We start from the raw sequence: 18709 nt of genomic DNA, 5'->3' as shown, positions 1-18709 counted from the left end.
TACAAAGATAAGATTTTAGTTGATGCAAGTCGAAAAATATAACGTGGATTTAATCTATTTATTAATGATTTATTCACAATTAAAAACAAGAAAGGCTATCTCAAATTGAAATAGCCTTTTGAAAATATTTTTTAGTGCCCTTGAGTTCCGTCAACTCCATGTGCGTGTCCGTGAGATAATTCTTCCTCAGTTGCTGGACGAACATTAAGAATTTCAACTTCAAATTCTAATGTTTTTCCTGCCATTGGAGGATTCAAATCTGCAATTACAGCCTCTTCTGTCACTTCTACAACTGAAGCACGGAATTGATTTCCTGCATCATCAGTCAAAGGTAAAATTGCTCCAACTGGTGGCAATCCAGATTCTTTGAACATATCTAAAGGTAATTGAGCAACAGCTTCTTCTACTCTTTCACCGTATCCTTCTGCTGGAGTAATTACGAATGATTTTTTATCACCAATTGTTAATTCTTTTAATTCTTCTTCAAATTTTGGAATCATCATTCCAGCTCCAAATAAAAAAGTTAATGGCTCTTCTGTATTTGATTGTTCTACAAATACTTTTTCACCATTCGCTTCGATGGTATGTAATGAGTAGTTTACTGAAACTACATTATTGTTTTCTATTGACATAAATTGTAAATTATGGATGCTTTTAAAAAGCGTTCATTTTTAATACTTATCTTTTAACAACAACTATTCCTTTCGAATAATTTGACCAATTTTGTCAGTTATTTAGATTTTTGAACTGACAATTTTTATTTAATCTATAAAAAGTAATGCTTTTTTGATGTCTTCATAACCAATTTCACCATTGAAATAATCATAAATTGGTTTTAAAACTTTATTCTCTTCAAATTCGATTTCACTATACGCTAATCGAACTTTATCAATAATTTTATCAGAAGGTTTAAATTTTGAATAATCCAAATCAGGCTCACTTTCTTTGATTTTACCAATATGATCGACAATTGCTGAAGTAGTTAAACCTCTTTTCTCTGCGATTTGATCTAAAGACAAACCTTCTTTCACATATTCTAATGTAATTTCGTAAGTCGATTTCTTTTGTCCTTTTTCTTTGGTTTTATTCTTTTCGATATTTTTTGCAATTTGTTTTTTATCCAAAGTTCCACCAGAATATCGGATAAAAGCAGCCCAAGAGTTTTGCAATTCTTTTTCATCTAGAAACTCATCCATTTCATTCGATAAAACCTGAAAACGTCTATCAGCCTTCATTGCAAGTGAATCAATTTCTAAAGCTGTTTGATTCAATCCGTGTAACATCAACGAATTTAAATCTCGTAAACGTGAAAGTGCAACATACCCTTGTCCTTTTTCGAACGCTTTTGATAAATCAATAAACGCAGAATCTAACGTCATTCCTTGTGATTTATGAATCGTAATCGCCCAAGCCAAACGCAACGGAACTTGTGTAAATGAAGCCAATGCTTTTCCGCTTTCGTCCTCTATTGCCCACGTTTCTGGTTTTGCAATGTAAAATTCTCCATCTAATGTTTTGATAATTGGCTCGTCTTTTTCAGTATACCCCGAAACATTTCCAAGCGTTCCGTTTACAAAACCAACTTCGAAATTGTTACGAACAAACATCACTTTCGCTCCTATCTTCAATTCTAAAACTTCTTCTGCTAAAACAGATTTTTTAAGAACCTCAACCAAAGCTGGATTTCCCGCAACTTTTGCTTCAAATGTTTTGGAAGATGAATCAATATTAATCAATTGACCTTTATTAATTCGGTCCACATCCATATTATGTGTATACAAACGAGTTTGTGAATCTATTTCATCTGGAAAATATTCGATTCGAGTTTCTAATAAATCAACTGTTTTTTGCGAAATATTCCCCGAACGAATTTCATTCAAAATATCATTCAATGCATTATTTGTTTGACGATATTGCTCTGTCAAATAACAAATATGCACTTTTGCTTGAACCCAAGCATCGGACATAAAACAGAATTTATCTTTCGATTCTTCCCACTCTTCACCAATCGGCGGTAACTGGAAAAAATCACCCGAAAAAATTACTTGAACACCTCCAAAAGGTTCATCGTTTTGTTTGAAAAACTTCAAAACATAATCAACCGCATCCAACTGATTTCGGTGCAGCATCGAGATTTCATCAATAATTAAGACTTTTACTTTGTCCATTTTATCTCGGAAATATTTCTTGTCGCGAAGCGAAGCCAAATATCGATCAGAAACATAATCTTTTATTCCAATTCCAGCCCAAGAATGTATCGTTTGACCATTCATGTGCGTCGCAGCAATTCCCGTAGAAGCCGTTATAGCAACAGGAACGCCATGTTGTTTAAGATATTGAATGTATTGATTTAACACATAAGTTTTTCCGGCACCCGCAGAACCTGTTAAAAATACATTTCGACCAGATTTTAGAATTGCCAAAGCCTTTGATTGTTGCATAACTTATGAGTGAATTTGGAGTTTTTTGAATGAAATGCAAAGATACGAAGATTGAATGAGGTGAGGAAATGCTTAATAAATTAAAAAAAAGAAAATGAATTAACTTTAAAAGCTATTGTATTTTAATTAAGCTTTTTTATTTAAGAAAAAAACTACAAAATTTTATAACAAGGATCAATCTTAATCAAAAACAAATAATCCCAAAAAATAAAAAAACCGGATAAGAAATCTTATCCGGCTTTTTTAAACTATTTAATCTACTATTTCAATATAATTTTGTCAGCACCTTCTTGAATTTCTCCAATCAACGCACTTCCATCAATAATATTCAATACTTTTTCAGCATCAGTTTGGTCAACGATGACAACCATTCCAACACCCATATTAAATGTTCCAAACATTTCGTTTTCTGCAATTCCTCCGCGTTTAGCTAATTCTTGCATCACTGTTGGTACATTTATTTTTGCTTTTTCTATTACAGCAGTTAATCCGTCATTTATAATACGAGGAACATTCTCGATTAATCCACCTCCTGTAATATGAGCAATTCCAGACATTTCGATTCCAGCATCTTTGATTTTGAAAATATCATTTTGATATAATTTTGTTGGAACTAATAATGTTTCGAACAAAGGTTTACCTTCAAATTCTTCGTTAAAATCTGGGAAAACTTTACGAACCAAAGAGAATCCATTCGAATGGAAACCACTTGATGGTAACGCAATAATTACTTGTCCAGCTTTTATTTTAGAACCATCGATAATTTCATCTCGTTCTACTACTCCAACACAAAATCCAGCAACATCATAATCACCAACTTGGTACATTCCTGGCATTTCTGCTGTTTCTCCACCAATTAATGCTGTTCCAGTTTCTTTACACGCTTGTGCAATTCCACCTACAATTTCTGCTGCGATATCAGAATCTAATTTTCCACAAGCTAAATAATCTAAGAAAAATAATGGTTTTGCTCCATGACACAAAATATCATTTGCACACATCGCGAAACAATCAATCCCAACTGTATCGTAAACTTTAGAATCTAAAGCCACACGTAGTTTAGTTCCTACACCATCGGTTCCTGATACCAAAACAGGATTTTTGTAACCTCCTAATTGGTAAAATGCACCAAAACTTCCAATTCCATTCAACACGTTTGAATTGTGTGTTGCTGCAACTGCATCTTTAATTTTCGATACCGTTTGATAACCTTCTTCCTTATCTACTCCGGCTTGTTTATATGTATTGCTCATTTTAATTATGATTTAGTTTTTCGAAATACGAGATTCGAAATTCGTATAACTTATTAATCTATATGCAAAGGTTTTACCTCTTTACATTCTTCATTAGAATAATTTACGGGATATTTTTCTGTAAAACATCCAAAACAATGTTCTTTACTTCCTAATAAATCAATCAGATTATCAACTGTTAAGAAATCTAACGAATCGACATTCAAATAATCTTCAACCTCTTTAATTGACTTATTTCCTGAAATTAAATCTGCTTTAGAAGGCATATCAATTCCTAAATAACAAGGTGCAATAATTGGAGGCGAAGCAGAACGGAAATGAATTTCTTTTGCTCCTGCTTCTTTTAAGATTTTGATTAAAAGTTTCGAAGTTGTTCCACGTACAATCGAATCATCTAAAACAACCAAACGTTTTCCTTTGATTTTATTTTTGATGGGATTCAATTTTAAGTTGACCACACGTTCACGCATTTCTTGTGAAGGAACGATAAACGAACGCGACATATAACGATTCTTAATCAAAATTGGTTCGTAAGGAATACCCGAAGCTTCTGAATAACCAATTGCAGACGGGATCCCAGAATCTGGAACACCAATTACAATATCGGCAGCAACAGGAGATTGTTCGTATAATTTTCGACCAGATTCTACACGTAAATCGTAGATTTCATTTCCTTCGATATTCGAGTCAGGACGTGCAAAATAAATGTACTCAAAAGCACAAATATTACACTGCGTTGGTTGATTTAATGAATAAGATTTCAAACCTTGTTCATTTACAACAATCAATTCACCTGGCTCTACATCACGGATAAATTCAGCTCCGACAGCGTCTAATGCACATGTTTCTGAACAGAAAACATAGGCATCGTCCAATTTTCCTAAACATAAAGGACGAATACCATTTGGATCGCGAAAAGCTGCCATTTGATTATTCGCTAATAACAAAACCGAATAAGCTCCTTTTACCTTTTCTGTACCTTTCTGTATAGCTTCTACAATATCTAAATGCGAATATTTTTGAATAGAACGTAATAAAACCTCCGTATCCGAAGTTGCTAAAAATGGTAAACCTTCTGCTTCTAATTCAGCTCTTAATGCTTCAACTTCAATTAAATTTCCGTTATGAGCAATAGAGAAATGAGGTTTTCCATAAATATTGTACGTGTAAAGTGGCTGAATGTTACGACGACTTCCACCTCCAGCAGTTGTGTAGCGTGTATGTCCAATCGCAGCATTTCCTTGGTATTCTTCAATCTCGGCTTCCATTGTTTTGAAAACGTCTAATACCAATCCTGTTTTTTTCACCGTTTTAATGTTTCCATCTTTCAAGAAAGAAACACCACACGCTTCCTGTCCACGGTGTTGAAGCGCAAATAAACCAAACTGTGCAATAGAATATGTGTTGATATTATTTGGCGAATAAACCCCAAAAACACCACATTCTTCGTTTACACTATCCACAGTATCGGCTGCATATTTTTTTAATAAATTTCTTTCGTAGAAATTCGTTAAATATTCAGCTTTTAATTGGCTTTTATGTAATTTTTTATCAATCATTATAGAATGAAAAAAATGTTTATTTTAAAACTTCTGTCAAACGATTATATACTTCGTGATAAGCTTCTGAAACATCACCTAAATCACGACGAAAACGGTCTTTATCTAATTTTTTTCCTGTTTCAACATCCCATAAACGACATGTGTCTGGAGAAATTTCGTCAGCTAAAATGATATTACCATCAACATCTTTACCAAATTCAATTTTAAAATCAGCTAAAATTAATCCAGCTTTTAAGAACAATTCTTTCAACGCTTCGTTAATTACTTCTGTTTGTGTGTACATTTCATCTAACTCATCATATGTTGCAGCTCCTAATAAAACCGCATGATGATCGTTGATTAATGGATCTCCTAATTCATCTTTTTTGTAACAGATATCAAAAATTGTAACTGGAGATTTCGCTCCTTCTTCTAATCCTAAACGTTGAGCCATAGACCCAGCTACATAGTTGCGCACAACCATTTCAATTGGAATAATTGATACTTTTTTCACCAATTGCTCACGATCATTCAACTGCTCGATGAAATGAGTTTTAACTCCTTTTTCAATCAAATAGTTGAAAATTAAAGTCGAAATTTTGTTGTTCATTTCTCCTTTGTCCTCAACAGTTCCGCGCTTTTGTGCATTAAATGCAGTTGCGTCATCTTTGTAATAAACAATTACTTTGTCTGCTTCCTCTGTTGAGTAAACTTGTTTTGCTTTCCCTTCGTAAATGAAGTCTTTTTTTGTTAAGCTCATCGTTGTTGTTTGTTTTTTCGAAGCTCGATTTTCGAAATTCAAAGTTAAAATTCATCTAACTTCTAGTTTCTTATTTCTAACTTCATTACATCGTTTTTTTGTTTTGTTTGAAATGAAAAAGTCCACTTCGTGTTTGTTGTTTGTTTTGAAAATTAACTTGTTCAAGGTTAACTTTCGAGATTAATTTCGATTGGTTCAGGATCGAAATTGGTATTAGTTTGTTGTTTGTTTCTTTTTTTAGTATTTAGATGTTAGATATTTAATATTTAGATTTTTTTTCTTCTACCTTATTTCTAACTTCAAAATTCCTTATTTTATTTTCAATGTCAAGCTGAATTCAGTTCAGCTTCTCACTTTTTTAAGATGAGTTCCTGAAACAAGTTCAGGATGACTCAAACTTTATTCTTCAATTGTCATTCTGAATGAAGCCTTGGCGTAATGAAAAATCTTTTTAGATTCCTCAACAAACTCTAAATGACATTTTTTATTTAATTTTTAGAAGTTAAATTTTCTCATATCTAACTTCTAATATCTCATATCTATAATCTACCCTCTAAAATACTCCACCGCATTTTTGAAGATATTCATATATCCATTTCCTGGAATGTTCTTGAATAATCCTTCTTCGTAACGCTCTGGATGTCCCATTCGTCCGTAAACTTTTCCACAAGGCGATACAATTCCTTCTACCGCAAACGTAGATCCATTTGGATTATAAGGCATTTTTCCAGCTAATTTTCCATCCAAATCTACAAACTGAGTTGCGATTTGTCCTTTATCAATTAACTTTTCTAATTCAACCTCATTTGCTACGAAACGACCTTCTCCATGCGAAAATGGAATCCAGAATTCTTGACCTTCCATTCCTTTTAACCAAGGTGAGTGCGATTTATTCACTCTCACTTTCGCTAATTGTGTAATGTGACGACCAATTTCATTGAACGTTAATGTTGGTGTATCTTCTTCTAAATCTTGAATACGTCCATAAGGCAATAATCCTGATTTAATCAATGCTTGAAAACCATTACAGATTCCTAAAACCAAACCATCGCGCTCTAATAAATTGTGAATTGCATTTTTGATTTTCTCATTGCGTAAAACCGTTGCAATAAATTTACCTGATCCATCTGGCTCATCAGCAGCTGAAAAACCTCCTGGTACAAAGAAAATATTGGCTTGATTGATTTCATTTACAAAAGCATCAACTGATTCTTCAACATCTTGTTGTGTTAAATTACGGAAAGGCAAAGTCGAAACGATTGCTCCTTCTCTACGGAACGCTTTTGCTGAATCATATTCTGAATTTGTTCCTGGGAAAATTGGAATGAAAACTTTTGGGTTTTCTACTTTATGATCGGCGAAGGCAAAACAAATTTGTTCTGCTTTTAAATCTTTTTCCTCAACAACAGTTTCAGTAGTTGATTTATATGGAAACAATGAATTGAATGTTTCTTTCCATTGTTGTTTTAATTCAATCAAATTAATTTCTTCTCCATTAAAGTTGAACGAAGTTGAATCATTTGTCTGACCTAAAACATGATAATTTTGAGCGATTTCAGCAGGAATATTTAAATCATCTGAATGTTCAATTACAATCGAAGCTGGATAATATTTTGCTACATCTAAATCAGTTTTGATTTCAAATCCGATTTCATTACCAAAAGCCATATTCGCTACAGTTTCTGCAATTCCACCAAATTTAACCGTCATCATTGATTTTACATCAGCATTAATTGTTCCGATAAAATCAAAAATAGCTTTTGTATTTGCTTCGTCGATTAAATAATCTTCTGTTAATGTTGGAATAAAAACTGAAAGTTTAGAATTCTTTTCAACTAAAGTTCCTTGTACAATTTTTTCAGCCAAAGAAGGCGCAACTGCAAAAGAAATCAACGTTGGCGGAACATCAATATCTTGGTAAGAACCAGACATCGAATCTTTACCTCCAATTGCAGGAATTCCGAACTGTTTTTGTGCTTCAATCGTTCCTAATAAAGCCGCAAATGGTTTTCCCCAACGCGTAGCTTCATCACGTAATTTTTCAAAATATTCTTGAAAAGTTAAACGAATATCAGCGTAATTTCCACCAGCAGCAACAATTTTTGTCATCGAATCAATTACCGCAAAATAAGCTCCGTGATAATTTGACCAACGAGAAATTGTAGGATTGTAACCAAATGAAGCAATAGAAACTGCATTTGTAAATCCGTCTGTTGGGAATTTTTGTACCGAAACATCTTCTGGTGTATCCATTGTTTGTCCACCAAAAGCATTCAAAATAGTAGAACGTCCAACGTTATTGTCAAACATTTCTACCATACCTTTTTGCGACGCATGATTTAACTCTTGCATCATTGCAATAAACGCTTCTTTATTGAAGGCTTTATTCTCAAAAGGATTTGTATATTCTTCGTCCGTAACTTCGATTTTAGCTTGTTTACGAACGCCATTTGTATCTAAAAATTTACGGTCTAATTCAACAATTTTTGTTCCTTTCCAAACCAAAGTCATTGTATCATCTCCCGTTACCTCAGCAACACAAGTCGCATCAAGATTTTCTTCTTTTGCTAATGAGATAAATGTTTCCACATCTTTAGCCTCAACCGCAACAGCCATACGTTCCTGAGATTCAGAAATCGCTAATTCTGTTCCGTTTAATCCAGCATATTTCAATGGAACTAAATCTAAATTAACATTAATTCCGCGTGCAATTTCACCAATTGCAACAGAAACACCTCCTGCTCCAAAGTCATTACATTTTTTGATTAATGCTAAAACATCTGGATTACGGAATAAACGTTGAATTTTACGTTCAACAATTGCATTTCCTTTTTGAACTTCTGCTGATAAATCGTCTAATTTAAGACCATCGTGTGTTTTAGATGAACCAGAAGCTCCTCCTACTCCATCACGACCTGTTGCTCCTCCTAATAAAATAATTCGGTCACCTGCAACTGGTTCTTCACGACGAACATATTCTTTTTTTACAGCTCCAGCCACAAAACCAACTTCCATGCGTTTTGCTTTGTACCCTTCGTCATAAATTTCTTTCACAAAAGTTGTCGCTAAACCAATTTGATTTCCATAAGAACTGTATCCGTTTGCTGCTTCTTTAGAGATTTTACGTTGTGGTAATTTACCTGGTAACGTATCTTCAATTTTTTCTAAAGGATTTGCAGCTCCTGTAATACGCATCGCTTGGAAAACGTAAGAACGTCCACTCAAAGGGTCGCGTATTGCTCCACCAACACATGTCGAAGCTCCACCAAATGGTTCCACTTCTGTTGGGTGATTATGTGTTTCGTTTTTGAATTGTAATAACCATTCTTCTTCAACACCATCTACATCGATTGGAACGACAATAGAACATGCGTTAATTTCTTCAGAAACATCAATATTTTTCACAACTCCTGTACGAGAAAGATATTTTCCCATCACAGTTGCTAAATCCATCAAACGAATTGGTTTAGTTATTCCTAATTCTTGACGAACTTGTTGGTAATAATCGAATGTTTTTTGAAGTGTTTCGTTAAATTTAGAATTAAATTGAACATCTGTAATCTCCGTCTCAAAAGTTGTATGACGACAGTGATCAGACCAATAAGTATCTAAAACTTTTAACTCAGTTTCGGTTGGATTACGATTGATTGATTTGAAATAGTCTTGAATAAAAACTAAATCATCCATCTCTAACGATAATCCAAATTGGTTGTAAATGTCTTGTAGTTTATTTTCGTCAGCAGAAATAAAACCTTCAATAATTGGAACTTCTGTAGCTTCTGGATTAGCTGGAATTTCCATTTTTGAAAGATCTTTCTCGCGCGACTCAATTGGATTGATTAAGTAATCTTTTACTTTCTTTAAATCTTCCACAGACAAATCATCATTGAAAACATATAGTAAACCAGATTTTACGGTTACATTTTCAACATTCATCAACACTAAACATTGTTCCGAAGAATCATCGCGTTGATTATATTGACCTGGTAAAAATTCGGTTGCAAAATAATTTTTAGAATAAGGAATGCTTTCGTTAACTGCATCTTCTACGTATTTGAAAACAACGTCTGTCACAGGATCGACAAACACCTTATTTTGAACCTCTTGTAATTGGCTTTCTTCTATATTAAATAGATCATAAATAACAAAAACCTTGCACACAATTGTAGGTACAAGGTTTTTGAGTTCTATTGTAGTCTTCTGACTGATAACGTCAAAATTTGATTTCTTCTGAATGAAAAGTCTGTGGTTCATTGTATTGTTTGCTGTACTATTTGGTTTAATGTGTTTAAACCATTTGTATCATCTACATCAACAAACAAACTATTTTCTAACGAGAGTGGTTCAAGACTCATTTTGTAGAAAAAAAATTCATTTGTAGTGGCAATTTTTTATGGTCTGCCGTAGAGACGCTCAACCTTATTATGAGCTATACAAATGTTGTAAACTTTAAAAACTAAATCACCTTTAAAAGTGAACTGCAAAATTAAACATTTTAATTAGTAAAATCAAATCTAAATCAACAATATTTTATTTAATTTTTTGGTTAAATATTTTTCTTAAAATTTAAGCATGATTATCAATCAAATGTCCCTTTTTACAACAAAAAAATCCTTATCAAAATTGATAAGGATTTTTCGTTTTCCGTAATTATCTTGTAATTGTCAAATCGTATTCGTTGTCTGATTCATCATATTTATATGATAATTTCATATTGAAATCTTGCATAAACTTTTTGCAAAACGTTTCTATATTTAATGAATCTGGAAAAGTAGCTTTGTTAACTGTCATAAACAAAGTTGTCCAACTTGTATTGTCTTTAAAAATTGTAGAGAATCTTTTCTCCCAATATGTTAAAAACTTTTCTTCTTTTTCATTGATTAATATCTCTTCCATTCTACCTACTTTATAAACCAATTACAAATTTACAACTATTTCTAATCAAAACCATTTTTTCACGAATTATTAACGTTTTCAGTTTCTATCTTTCATTCAAGAATCGCAAACTTAAGATTCGCTTAAGATTCACTTTTCCATGTTAATAATCTATTAAATATCAAGATATTTGAACAATAATTCAAAAACAAAATGTTTACAAATAATTTAAAAGGACGTTACAGTATTTTACTATTTTTCAGTTCGTTATTTATTCTAATTTCATTTATTCTACGCCTAATTTTTGCAATTTGGGTAAAAAGTGATTTCGATTGGAATATTGGCTCGTTATTGCACACTATTTTTTATGGATTGGTGTACGACATTAGCGTTGTAAGCTGTTTCACGTTATTCTTATCATTTTATTTTATGATTTTACCAAACAAATTCGTCAATTCATTATTTGATCGAACTTTCGTGTATTTCGTTTATACATTGTATTTGGTAATCATTTATTTTACATTTTTTGCCGAAGTTACATTTTGGGACGAATTCAAAAGCCGATTCAATTTTATTGCGGTCGATTATTTAATTTATACCTACGAAGTTGTCAAAAATATTCAAGAATCATATCCTTTACCAGTTTTAATTGGCGGAATTGTGTTGATTACAGGCTTGACAATTTTCGCAACAAAAAAAGGTTATTTCTTTTACAACACATTCCATAACAAACCAAAAACAAGTCAAAAAATTGGCGTTTTTGTGTTCAATTTACTACTTGCGGTTAGCTCATTGTTTCTTTTAAATAATGATAGTAGTTCAACTTCAGAAAATCGATACAACAACGAAGTTTCTAAAGCCGGAATTTTTTCTTTCTTTTCTGCTTTCCGAAATAATCATTTAAAATACGACGAACATTATAAATCTATTCCGATTGAAGATGCTTTTGCAGTGATGAAATCTGAATTGCAAGATTCGAAAACTGTTTTCGATCAACAATTCAAAAATCCAATACGAAGAACAATTTTAGCGAGTAATCCGTCACAAGCAGAACAAAAACCAAATGTGATTTTTGTGTTAATGGAAAGTATGAGCGCTTCATTTTTGCAAGAGCAATTCAACGGAAAATCAATCACTCCAAACCTCAACGATATAGCGAATAACAGCATCTATTTTTCGAATATGTTTGCCAACGGAACGCGTACTGTTCGTGGAATGGAAGCTGTTACATTATCAATTCCTCCTACACCTGGAAATAGTATTGTGAAGCGTGTTGATAATCAAAATTTATATACTATTTCGAATGTTTTCAAAGCAAAAGGATACCACAATATGTTTTTTTATGGTGGCGATGGATATTTTGATAATATGAATGCGTTTTATGGTGGAAATGGTTTTGACATTTACGATCGCGGTCGTGGTAGCGTTTTGAGTGATAAAATCAATACCAATCGATACAATATTAATGATGATGAAGTTACTTTTGAGAATGCTTGGGGAATTGCCGATGATGATATTTACAGAAAAGTGATCAAAGTTGCCGATGAAAAATACAAAACAAAACAACCATTTTTTGCTTTTGTCATGTCAACTTCTAACCACAAACCTTATACGTACGAAGATGGAAAAATTGATATTCCGTCTGGAACTGGTCGTCCTGGAGCTGTAAAATATGCCGATTATGCAATTGGAGATTTAATTGCAAAAGCGAAAACAAAACCTTGGTTCAGCAATACCGTTTTTGTGTTTATTGCCGATCACTGTGCAAGTAGCGCGGGCAAAGATGCAATTGATGTAAAAAACCATCACATTCCGGCATTTATCTATAATTTAAAATCGCACGCAAACGAAAATGTCACAAAAGAAGTTTCTCAAATTGATATTTTCCCAACGTTATTTTCGTTGTTCAATTGGAAATATACATCTCAATTTTATGGAAAAGATATTTTTGATCCGCAATACAAATCGCGTTCTTTTGTTGGTACGTATATTAAATTGGGAATGAAAAAAGGCGAAGATGTTTCGATTTTATCTGATCAAAAGAAAATCAATCAATACAAATGGATTGACAAAAATTTAATTGATACAAAGGTTGATCCTATTTTCGAGCGTTCTATCATATCTAATTATCAAACAGCCGATTATTTATTTAGCAATCATTTATTAAATGAAAAATAAAATCATTTTTATCATCAATCCTATTGCTGGAAAGGGAAAAGGACGAATGATTGAAACTGAAATTCAACACTATTTTAGTCAAAAAAATGTTGAATTCGAAACATTTTTAACTGAAAATATTGGTCACGCAACTGAAATTACAAATCAAGTTCTGACAAAAAATCCTGATATAATAGTAGCTTGTGGTGGCGACGGAACGATAAACGAAGTCGCACAAGCCTTGGTTGGTAGCAATGTTGCTTTGGGAATTATTCCGATTGGTTCAGGAAATGGATTAGCGGCTAATTTGCATATCCCTAAAACCACCGAAAAAGCTTTTGAAACGATTTTGAATGCAAAAATCAATAAAATTGATGCAGGAAAAATCAACGAAAATTACTTTTTTAGCAATATGGGATTGGGAATTGATGCAGATGTGATTAACAATTATGCTCAAACCAAAACCAGAAACTTTTTGGGATATGTAACTGCCAGTACAAAAGCGATTTTTAACTTTCAACCGAAAAAATTTAGCATCGAATTAGATGATCAACATACATTAGATGATGATTTTTATTTTGTGTTCTGCTCTAACTCTAACGAAGCGGGTTACGGCATCACATTTTCACCCAATGCAAAATTAAATGATGGAAAATTAGACTTTCTTGCAGTAAAAAAGCTTNNCTTAATTTTATACAACAAATTCAGTTTTCGGCTAATGTTTTAGGAAAACGAATTGAAAAAATGAAGCAAGCAAAAGTATTGCAAGTCAATTCAGTAAAATTCAATTCCAAACAACCAAAAACAATTGCTCAAGTTGATGGTGAAGCTGTTATTTTTAACCAAAATTCTATTGAAGTTTCGATTGTTCCGAATGCTTTGAATGTTATTATTCCGAATTAGAAAATGAACAAACCAAAAGTTTTAATTGTTGAAGATGAATTGGGAATTGCTAATTTTATGCTTCAAGGTTTAGAAGAAGAAAATTTATCGCCAACGCACTGTTTAAGAGGCGAAGATGCTTTAGTGAAAATAAATAACGAGAAATTTGATGTTATTTTATTGGATTGGATGATGTTAAATATTTCTGGATTAGACGTTTGTAAAGCAATCCGAAATTCTGAAAATATGAACCAAAAAACACCCATTATTTTCATTACAGCGAAAGATACAGTTCAAGATACGATTGAAGGTTTGAATGCTGGTGCAAATGACTACATCAAAAAACCATTTGATTTTAATGAATTGGTAGCACGAATAAACGTTTATCTTCGTCAAAATGAATCGAATAATCTTTTTAATTTCGGAAATATTTCAATCAATCCAGAAACACATCAGACTTTTTTAGACAATAATTTAGTTGAATTAACATTAAAAGAATTTCAACTTTTAGCTTACCTTTTCAAAAATAAAAACCGAATTTGTACACGCAAAGAAATCATTGAAAACGTTTGGGACATTCACTTTGAATACGATACAAGTGTAATTGATGTTTTTATTAACGCGATTCGTAAAAAATTAAATCTAAAAAAAGACGATCCGCGCTTACATACTATTCGTGGCGTGGGTTATATAACAAACGATGTTTAAAAAATTATCTGTAAAAAATAGAATTGCAACCTTTTACAGCATTTTATTTTCTGCTGTTTTACTCATTATTTTTGGGTTAATTTTCTTTGTTGTAAATAGGGGAATTAACAAAACAATGTACGAAACGTTGGAGGAAGAAATTAACAGTCACGTCGATTATGTTTTACACGAACCTACATTAGAAAACTTCGTTCAACCGCGCGAATGGGAAGAAGTAGAACATACAGACATTGCGCTGAATCCTGTTTTTATCTCAATTTATGATAAAAATTTCAACTTAGTTGAAAGTTCTCCAAACATGGTTCAAAATCAATTGGATTGGAACAATGAAGAACCAGAAAACAAGCCATTTTATGCTGAATATAATTCAATTCAGTTATTAATTTCTCAAGCAAAATTGATTCATCATGGCGAAGTTGTTGGTTATTTAGTAATAGGCGTTTCTACAAAACACAATCAATTAGCATTAGATTATTTAAAAACCGCCTTACTTATTATCTTTCCTATTTCGGTTTTATTGACGTTTCTTTTAGCTCGTTTTATTGCGGCTAAATCGATTAAACCTGTTTTCAATGTTATTCATACAGCGCAATCGATCACCGAAAATAATCTTTCAGAACGCATTCAATTACCTAAAAATAAAGATGAATTATTTCAACTTTCAGCGACAATAAATTCACTTTTAGATCGATTAGAGTTTCAAATTTTAAAAGCTAAACAGTTCTCGGCTGATGCTTCACATGAACTTCGAACACCTTTGGCGATTATAAAAGGAACCTTGGAAATTTTGATTCGACACGAACGCACGCCTGAGCAATACAATGAAAAAATAGATTACACATTGAAACAAGTGAATCGTTTGGATCGTTTGGTAGAGCAATTTTTGTTGATTTCTCGTGTAGAAAATAATAGTTTAGAGTTGAAAACTTCTTTATTTGAGCTAAAAACCGAAGTTTTAAAATCAATTGAACGTTTTGATGTTTTATTACAAGAAAAACAAATTTCTGTCGATACAGAACAACTTCAAACTTGTGAAATTGATAATTACCAAGAATTTTTTGAGATTATTATAGATAATGTTTTATCAAATGCTATAAAATATTCTAACTTAAAAGGTCAAATAACAATTCTTTCTAACATCGAGAACAATTCTTATGAATTGATTTTTGAAGACAATGGAATTGGAATGAATCAAGAAGATTTAAAATTTGTTCAAGAACGATTTTTCCGTATTAAAAATGATTCAACATTCCATATTTCTGGTTCTGGATTAGGACTAAATATCGCGACACAGTTAGCTAAAATAGCTGACATTAAAATGCGAATTGAGAGTACCCAAAATATTGGAACTAAGATTATTTTAACGTTGAATATTTAAAATTTTTAAGTAACTTCAATTCATCTAAAATATCAAAATGAGTCAACACGAATATACAAACGGAGAAATCACTATAATCTGGAAGCCTGAATTATGTCAACATGTAGGTATTTGCGTAAAACTACTTCCAAATGTATATAATCCGAAAGAAAAACCTTGGCTAAAGCCAAAAAATGCAAGTAGTGACGAACTTATCAAACAAGTTCATCAATGTCCTTCAGGTGCGTTGAGTATAAAGTAGTAAAATAAATATTTTAGCATTTTATGTTTCTATGTAGCTAATCTTTAACTTCCCTCTGATTTCTTATTCATTAAATAAAGTTCGTATATTCGCAAAATCAAAATTTAAGTAAGACACAATGTAAAAAATAATTTCTTTCAGACAAATCAGAACAACAACCTCAAAACGGTTGCTGTATTGTTTCACTTCTAAAGAAAGGAATTATGCTTACTTTACAAAATATTTCATATCTACATCCAAACAAGAATATACTGTTTAGCGACATTAATTTAACAGTACAAAATCAAGAAAAAATTGCTTTAATTGGTAACAACGGAGTAGGAAAATCTACTTTATTGAAAATTATCGCTAAAAAATATCAACCATCAAATGGTCTAATAAACATTGAAACTGAACCTTATTATGTTCCACAAATTTTCGGACAATTCAATCAGTTGACGATCGCTCAAGTACTGAAAATCGAAGATAAATTAAGTGCTTTGAACGAAATCTTAAACGGAAACACAAGTGAAGATAATTTCAATTCACTCGATGATGATTGGACAATCGAAGACCGTTGCAATGAAGCATTAAGTTATTGGCAACTCAACGATTTGGACTTGAATCAAAAAATGGAAACTCTAAGTGGTGGACAAAAAACAAAAGTTTTTTTAGCTGGAATTTCCATTCATCAGCCCGAATTAATTTTATTGGATGAACCTAGCAATCATCTCGATAATGTAAGTCGTCAACTTTTATATGATCTAGTTCTCGATACAAAAAGCACGTTAATCATCGTAAGCCACGACAGAAAACTTCTAAACCTTCTAAATAGTGTTTATGAGTTAAGTAAAAACGGGATTAAAGTTTATGGTGGAAATTACGACTTTTATAAAGCTCAAAAACAGATTGAAAACAATGCCTTGAATCAAGATATTCAAAGCAAAGAAAAAGCATTGCGGAAAGCCAAAGAGAAAGAACGAGATACTTTAGAACGACAACAAAAATTGGATAATCGTGGAAAAAGTAAACAAGAAAAATCAGGTGTTGCTCGAATAATGATGAACACTTTGCGAAATAATGCCGAAAATAGTACATCAAAATTAAAAGGTGTTCATGCAGAAAAAATTAATGGAATTTCTCAAGATTTACAAACGCTTCGCTCCTCTTTATCTCCTTTAGATAAAATGAAATTTGGTTTTGATCATTCAGACTTACATAAAGGAAAAGTTTTATTTACCGCAACTAACATTAACTTTGGTTATAACGATAAACTGATTTGGGAAAATAACTTAAATTTTGAGATTATAAGTCGTGAACGCATTGCAATAAAAGGAAAAAACGGTTCAGGGAAAACCACGTTGATAAAGCTTATTTTAGGTAAAATAAAACCGCAAAAAGGAACAATTTATCGAGCAGAAAATAAATCAATTTACATTGACCAAGATTATTCGTTACTTAATAATAAACTAAAAGTTTATGAGCAAGCACAACAATTCAATACCTCAGCATTGCAAGAGCATGAAATCAAGATTCGTTTAAACCGATTTTTATTTTCAAAAAACGACTGGGAGAAACCTTGCTTAATGTTGAGTGGTGGTGAAAGAATGCGTTTATTACTTTGTTGTTTAACAATAAACAGTAAAGCTCCTGACATTATTATTTTGGACGAACCTACCAATAATTTGGATATTCAGAACATTGAAATTTTGACAAAAGCTATAAACGAATATCAAGGAACGCTAATCGTTGTATCACACGACGAAGCATTTTTGGAACAAATAAAAATAGAACGGACGATTGATTTATAAAAAATATAGTAAATAATCAAATCCCTTTCAATGGATTCAAAAGTTACTCAATCTCACATTCGATGTATTTTTGGAATTCTTGAAAAAGTTTGAAGAAGAAAAAAATAATGAGTTTATAAAAGCTATATGCATAAAACAATACCTTCATTATTCACAAGTAATAAGAATGCATTCAATTTTAATCATAGACGATGAAACAAAAAACAGAACACTCCTAGCTCGAATTAGAAGGTTTCGAAATACATCAAGCAGAAAATTTAAAATCAGGGATAAAAAAAATTAAAACACTTACTCCTGAAGTTATTTTATGTGATGTAAAATTACCTGATGGTAATGGTGTTGAGTTTGCAAAAGAAGTCAAAGAACAAATTTTAATTGTAATGGAAGCTTAACGAGCAGAAACTCCATAGCCCAACTTTGTAGAAAATATAGTATAAGTCAATCTCAATTTTATAAGTGGAATAAAGAATTTTTAGAAGCAGGTAAAAAGCGATTATCGGGTGATATAACTCGAGAAAAAACGTAAAACATTTCTGTTGCTATCTGCAAACTTCTTTCTGCATACACTTTTGATTGCTCTGCTGTATGGTCTGAAACTTTAGGATCTTCAAATGTTATCGGTATTCTTTTTTCAGCTCCTGCAATAAACGGACAATCTCCAGTTTTGAAGCGTAAAAATCTCG

15 protein-coding genes, 1 pseudogene and 1 riboswitch are annotated in these 18709 nt (G+C 32.0%); of the genes and pseudogenes, 9 read left to right on the top strand and 7 right to left on the bottom strand.

Annotated elements, in window-relative coordinates; translation table 11 throughout:
• Positions 1-131: 131 nt before the first annotated feature.
• The 7 genes from B4L98_RS13245 to B4L98_RS13215 form a co-directional block, all read right to left on the bottom strand.
• Complete coding sequence (locus tag B4L98_RS13245; protein ID WP_038332370.1) at positions 132-632, bottom strand: FKBP-type peptidyl-prolyl cis-trans isomerase; 501 nt, start codon at positions 630-632, stop codon at positions 132-134.
• A 129-nt stretch (positions 633-761) separates the two neighbouring features.
• Complete coding sequence (locus B4L98_RS13240; RefSeq protein WP_219034720.1) at positions 762-2441, bottom strand: AAA family ATPase; 1680 nt, start codon at positions 2439-2441, stop codon at positions 762-764.
• A gap of 260 nt (positions 2442-2701) precedes the next feature.
• Positions 2702-3694, bottom strand: a complete 993-nt coding sequence (purM, locus tag B4L98_RS13235; RefSeq protein WP_114999539.1) for a phosphoribosylformylglycinamidine cyclo-ligase — start codon at positions 3692-3694, stop codon at positions 2702-2704.
• A 53-nt stretch (positions 3695-3747) separates the two neighbouring features.
• A complete protein-coding gene (purF, locus tag B4L98_RS13230) occupies positions 3748-5253 on the bottom strand; it encodes an amidophosphoribosyltransferase (RefSeq protein ID WP_291078451.1) in 1506 nt (501 codons plus the stop codon).
• A gap of 19 nt (positions 5254-5272) precedes the next feature.
• Positions 5273-5995: a phosphoribosylaminoimidazolesuccinocarboxamide synthase gene (purC, locus tag B4L98_RS13225; RefSeq protein ID WP_038332381.1), complete on the bottom strand. Its 723-nt coding sequence runs from the start codon at positions 5993-5995 to the stop codon at positions 5273-5275.
• A gap of 546 nt (positions 5996-6541) precedes the next feature.
• Positions 6542-10249 carry a phosphoribosylformylglycinamidine synthase gene (locus B4L98_RS13220; protein WP_125349019.1) on the bottom strand — a complete coding sequence of 1236 codons (3708 nt, stop codon included), beginning with the start codon at positions 10247-10249 and terminating at the stop codon, positions 6542-6544.
• A 104-nt stretch (positions 10250-10353) separates the two neighbouring features.
• Positions 10354-10452: riboswitch (purine riboswitch) on the bottom strand.
• A gap of 193 nt (positions 10453-10645) precedes the next feature.
• Positions 10646-10891 (bottom strand): hypothetical protein, encoded by a 246-nt coding sequence (locus B4L98_RS13215; RefSeq protein ID WP_038332385.1) that lies wholly within the window; start codon positions 10889-10891, stop codon positions 10646-10648.
• A gap of 192 nt (positions 10892-11083) precedes the next feature.
• Between B4L98_RS13215 and B4L98_RS13210 the strand changes: the two genes are divergently transcribed.
• The 9 genes and pseudogenes from B4L98_RS13210 to B4L98_RS14630 form a co-directional block, all read left to right on the top strand.
• Entirely contained in the window at positions 11084-13048 is a 1965-nt protein-coding gene (locus B4L98_RS13210) for an LTA synthase family protein (protein WP_291059132.1), read from the top strand.
• Entirely contained in the window at positions 13038-13754 is a 717-nt protein-coding gene (locus B4L98_RS13205; RefSeq protein ID WP_291078450.1) for a diacylglycerol/lipid kinase family protein, read from the top strand. Before B4L98_RS13210 ends, B4L98_RS13205 begins: the two co-directional genes overlap by 11 nt.
• A 17-nt stretch (positions 13755-13771) precedes the next feature.
• Entirely contained in the window at positions 13772-13930 is a 159-nt protein-coding gene (locus B4L98_RS13200; protein WP_291078448.1) for a hypothetical protein, read from the top strand.
• 3 nt (positions 13931-13933) lie between these two features.
• Entirely contained in the window at positions 13934-14617 is a 684-nt protein-coding gene (locus B4L98_RS13195) for a response regulator transcription factor (protein ID WP_291067230.1), read from the top strand.
• Positions 14610-15995, top strand: a complete 1386-nt coding sequence (locus B4L98_RS13190) for a sensor histidine kinase (protein WP_291067228.1) — start codon at positions 14610-14612, stop codon at positions 15993-15995. Before B4L98_RS13195 ends, B4L98_RS13190 begins: the two co-directional genes overlap by 8 nt.
• 37 nt (positions 15996-16032) lie before the next feature.
• Positions 16033-16236 (top strand): (4Fe-4S)-binding protein, encoded by a 204-nt coding sequence (locus tag B4L98_RS13185; RefSeq protein WP_291049002.1) that lies wholly within the window; start codon positions 16033-16035, stop codon positions 16234-16236.
• 203 nt (positions 16237-16439) lie between these two features.
• Positions 16440-18026 carry a ribosomal protection-like ABC-F family protein gene (gene abc-f / locus B4L98_RS13180; protein WP_291078446.1) on the top strand — a complete coding sequence of 529 codons (1587 nt, stop codon included), beginning with the start codon at positions 16440-16442 and terminating at the stop codon, positions 18024-18026.
• A gap of 239 nt (positions 18027-18265) precedes the next feature.
• Complete coding sequence (locus tag B4L98_RS14735) at positions 18266-18418, top strand: response regulator (protein ID WP_125349105.1); 153 nt, start codon at positions 18266-18268, stop codon at positions 18416-18418.
• Positions 18415-18549 (top strand): annotated as a pseudogene (locus tag B4L98_RS14630) (IS3 family transposase); the annotation flags it as partial. The gene B4L98_RS14735 and the pseudogene B4L98_RS14630, both read left to right, overlap by 4 nt.
• Positions 18550-18709 lie beyond the last annotated feature (160 nt).

The organism is Empedobacter sp. UBA5528 (assembly GCF_002426075.1).
In the GTDB taxonomy this organism is placed as follows: Bacteria; Bacteroidota; Bacteroidia; order Flavobacteriales; family Weeksellaceae; genus Empedobacter; species Empedobacter falsenii_B.
The sequence above is the reverse complement of the archived record's forward strand: the minus strand, read 5'-3'. Positions and strand labels throughout refer to the sequence as shown.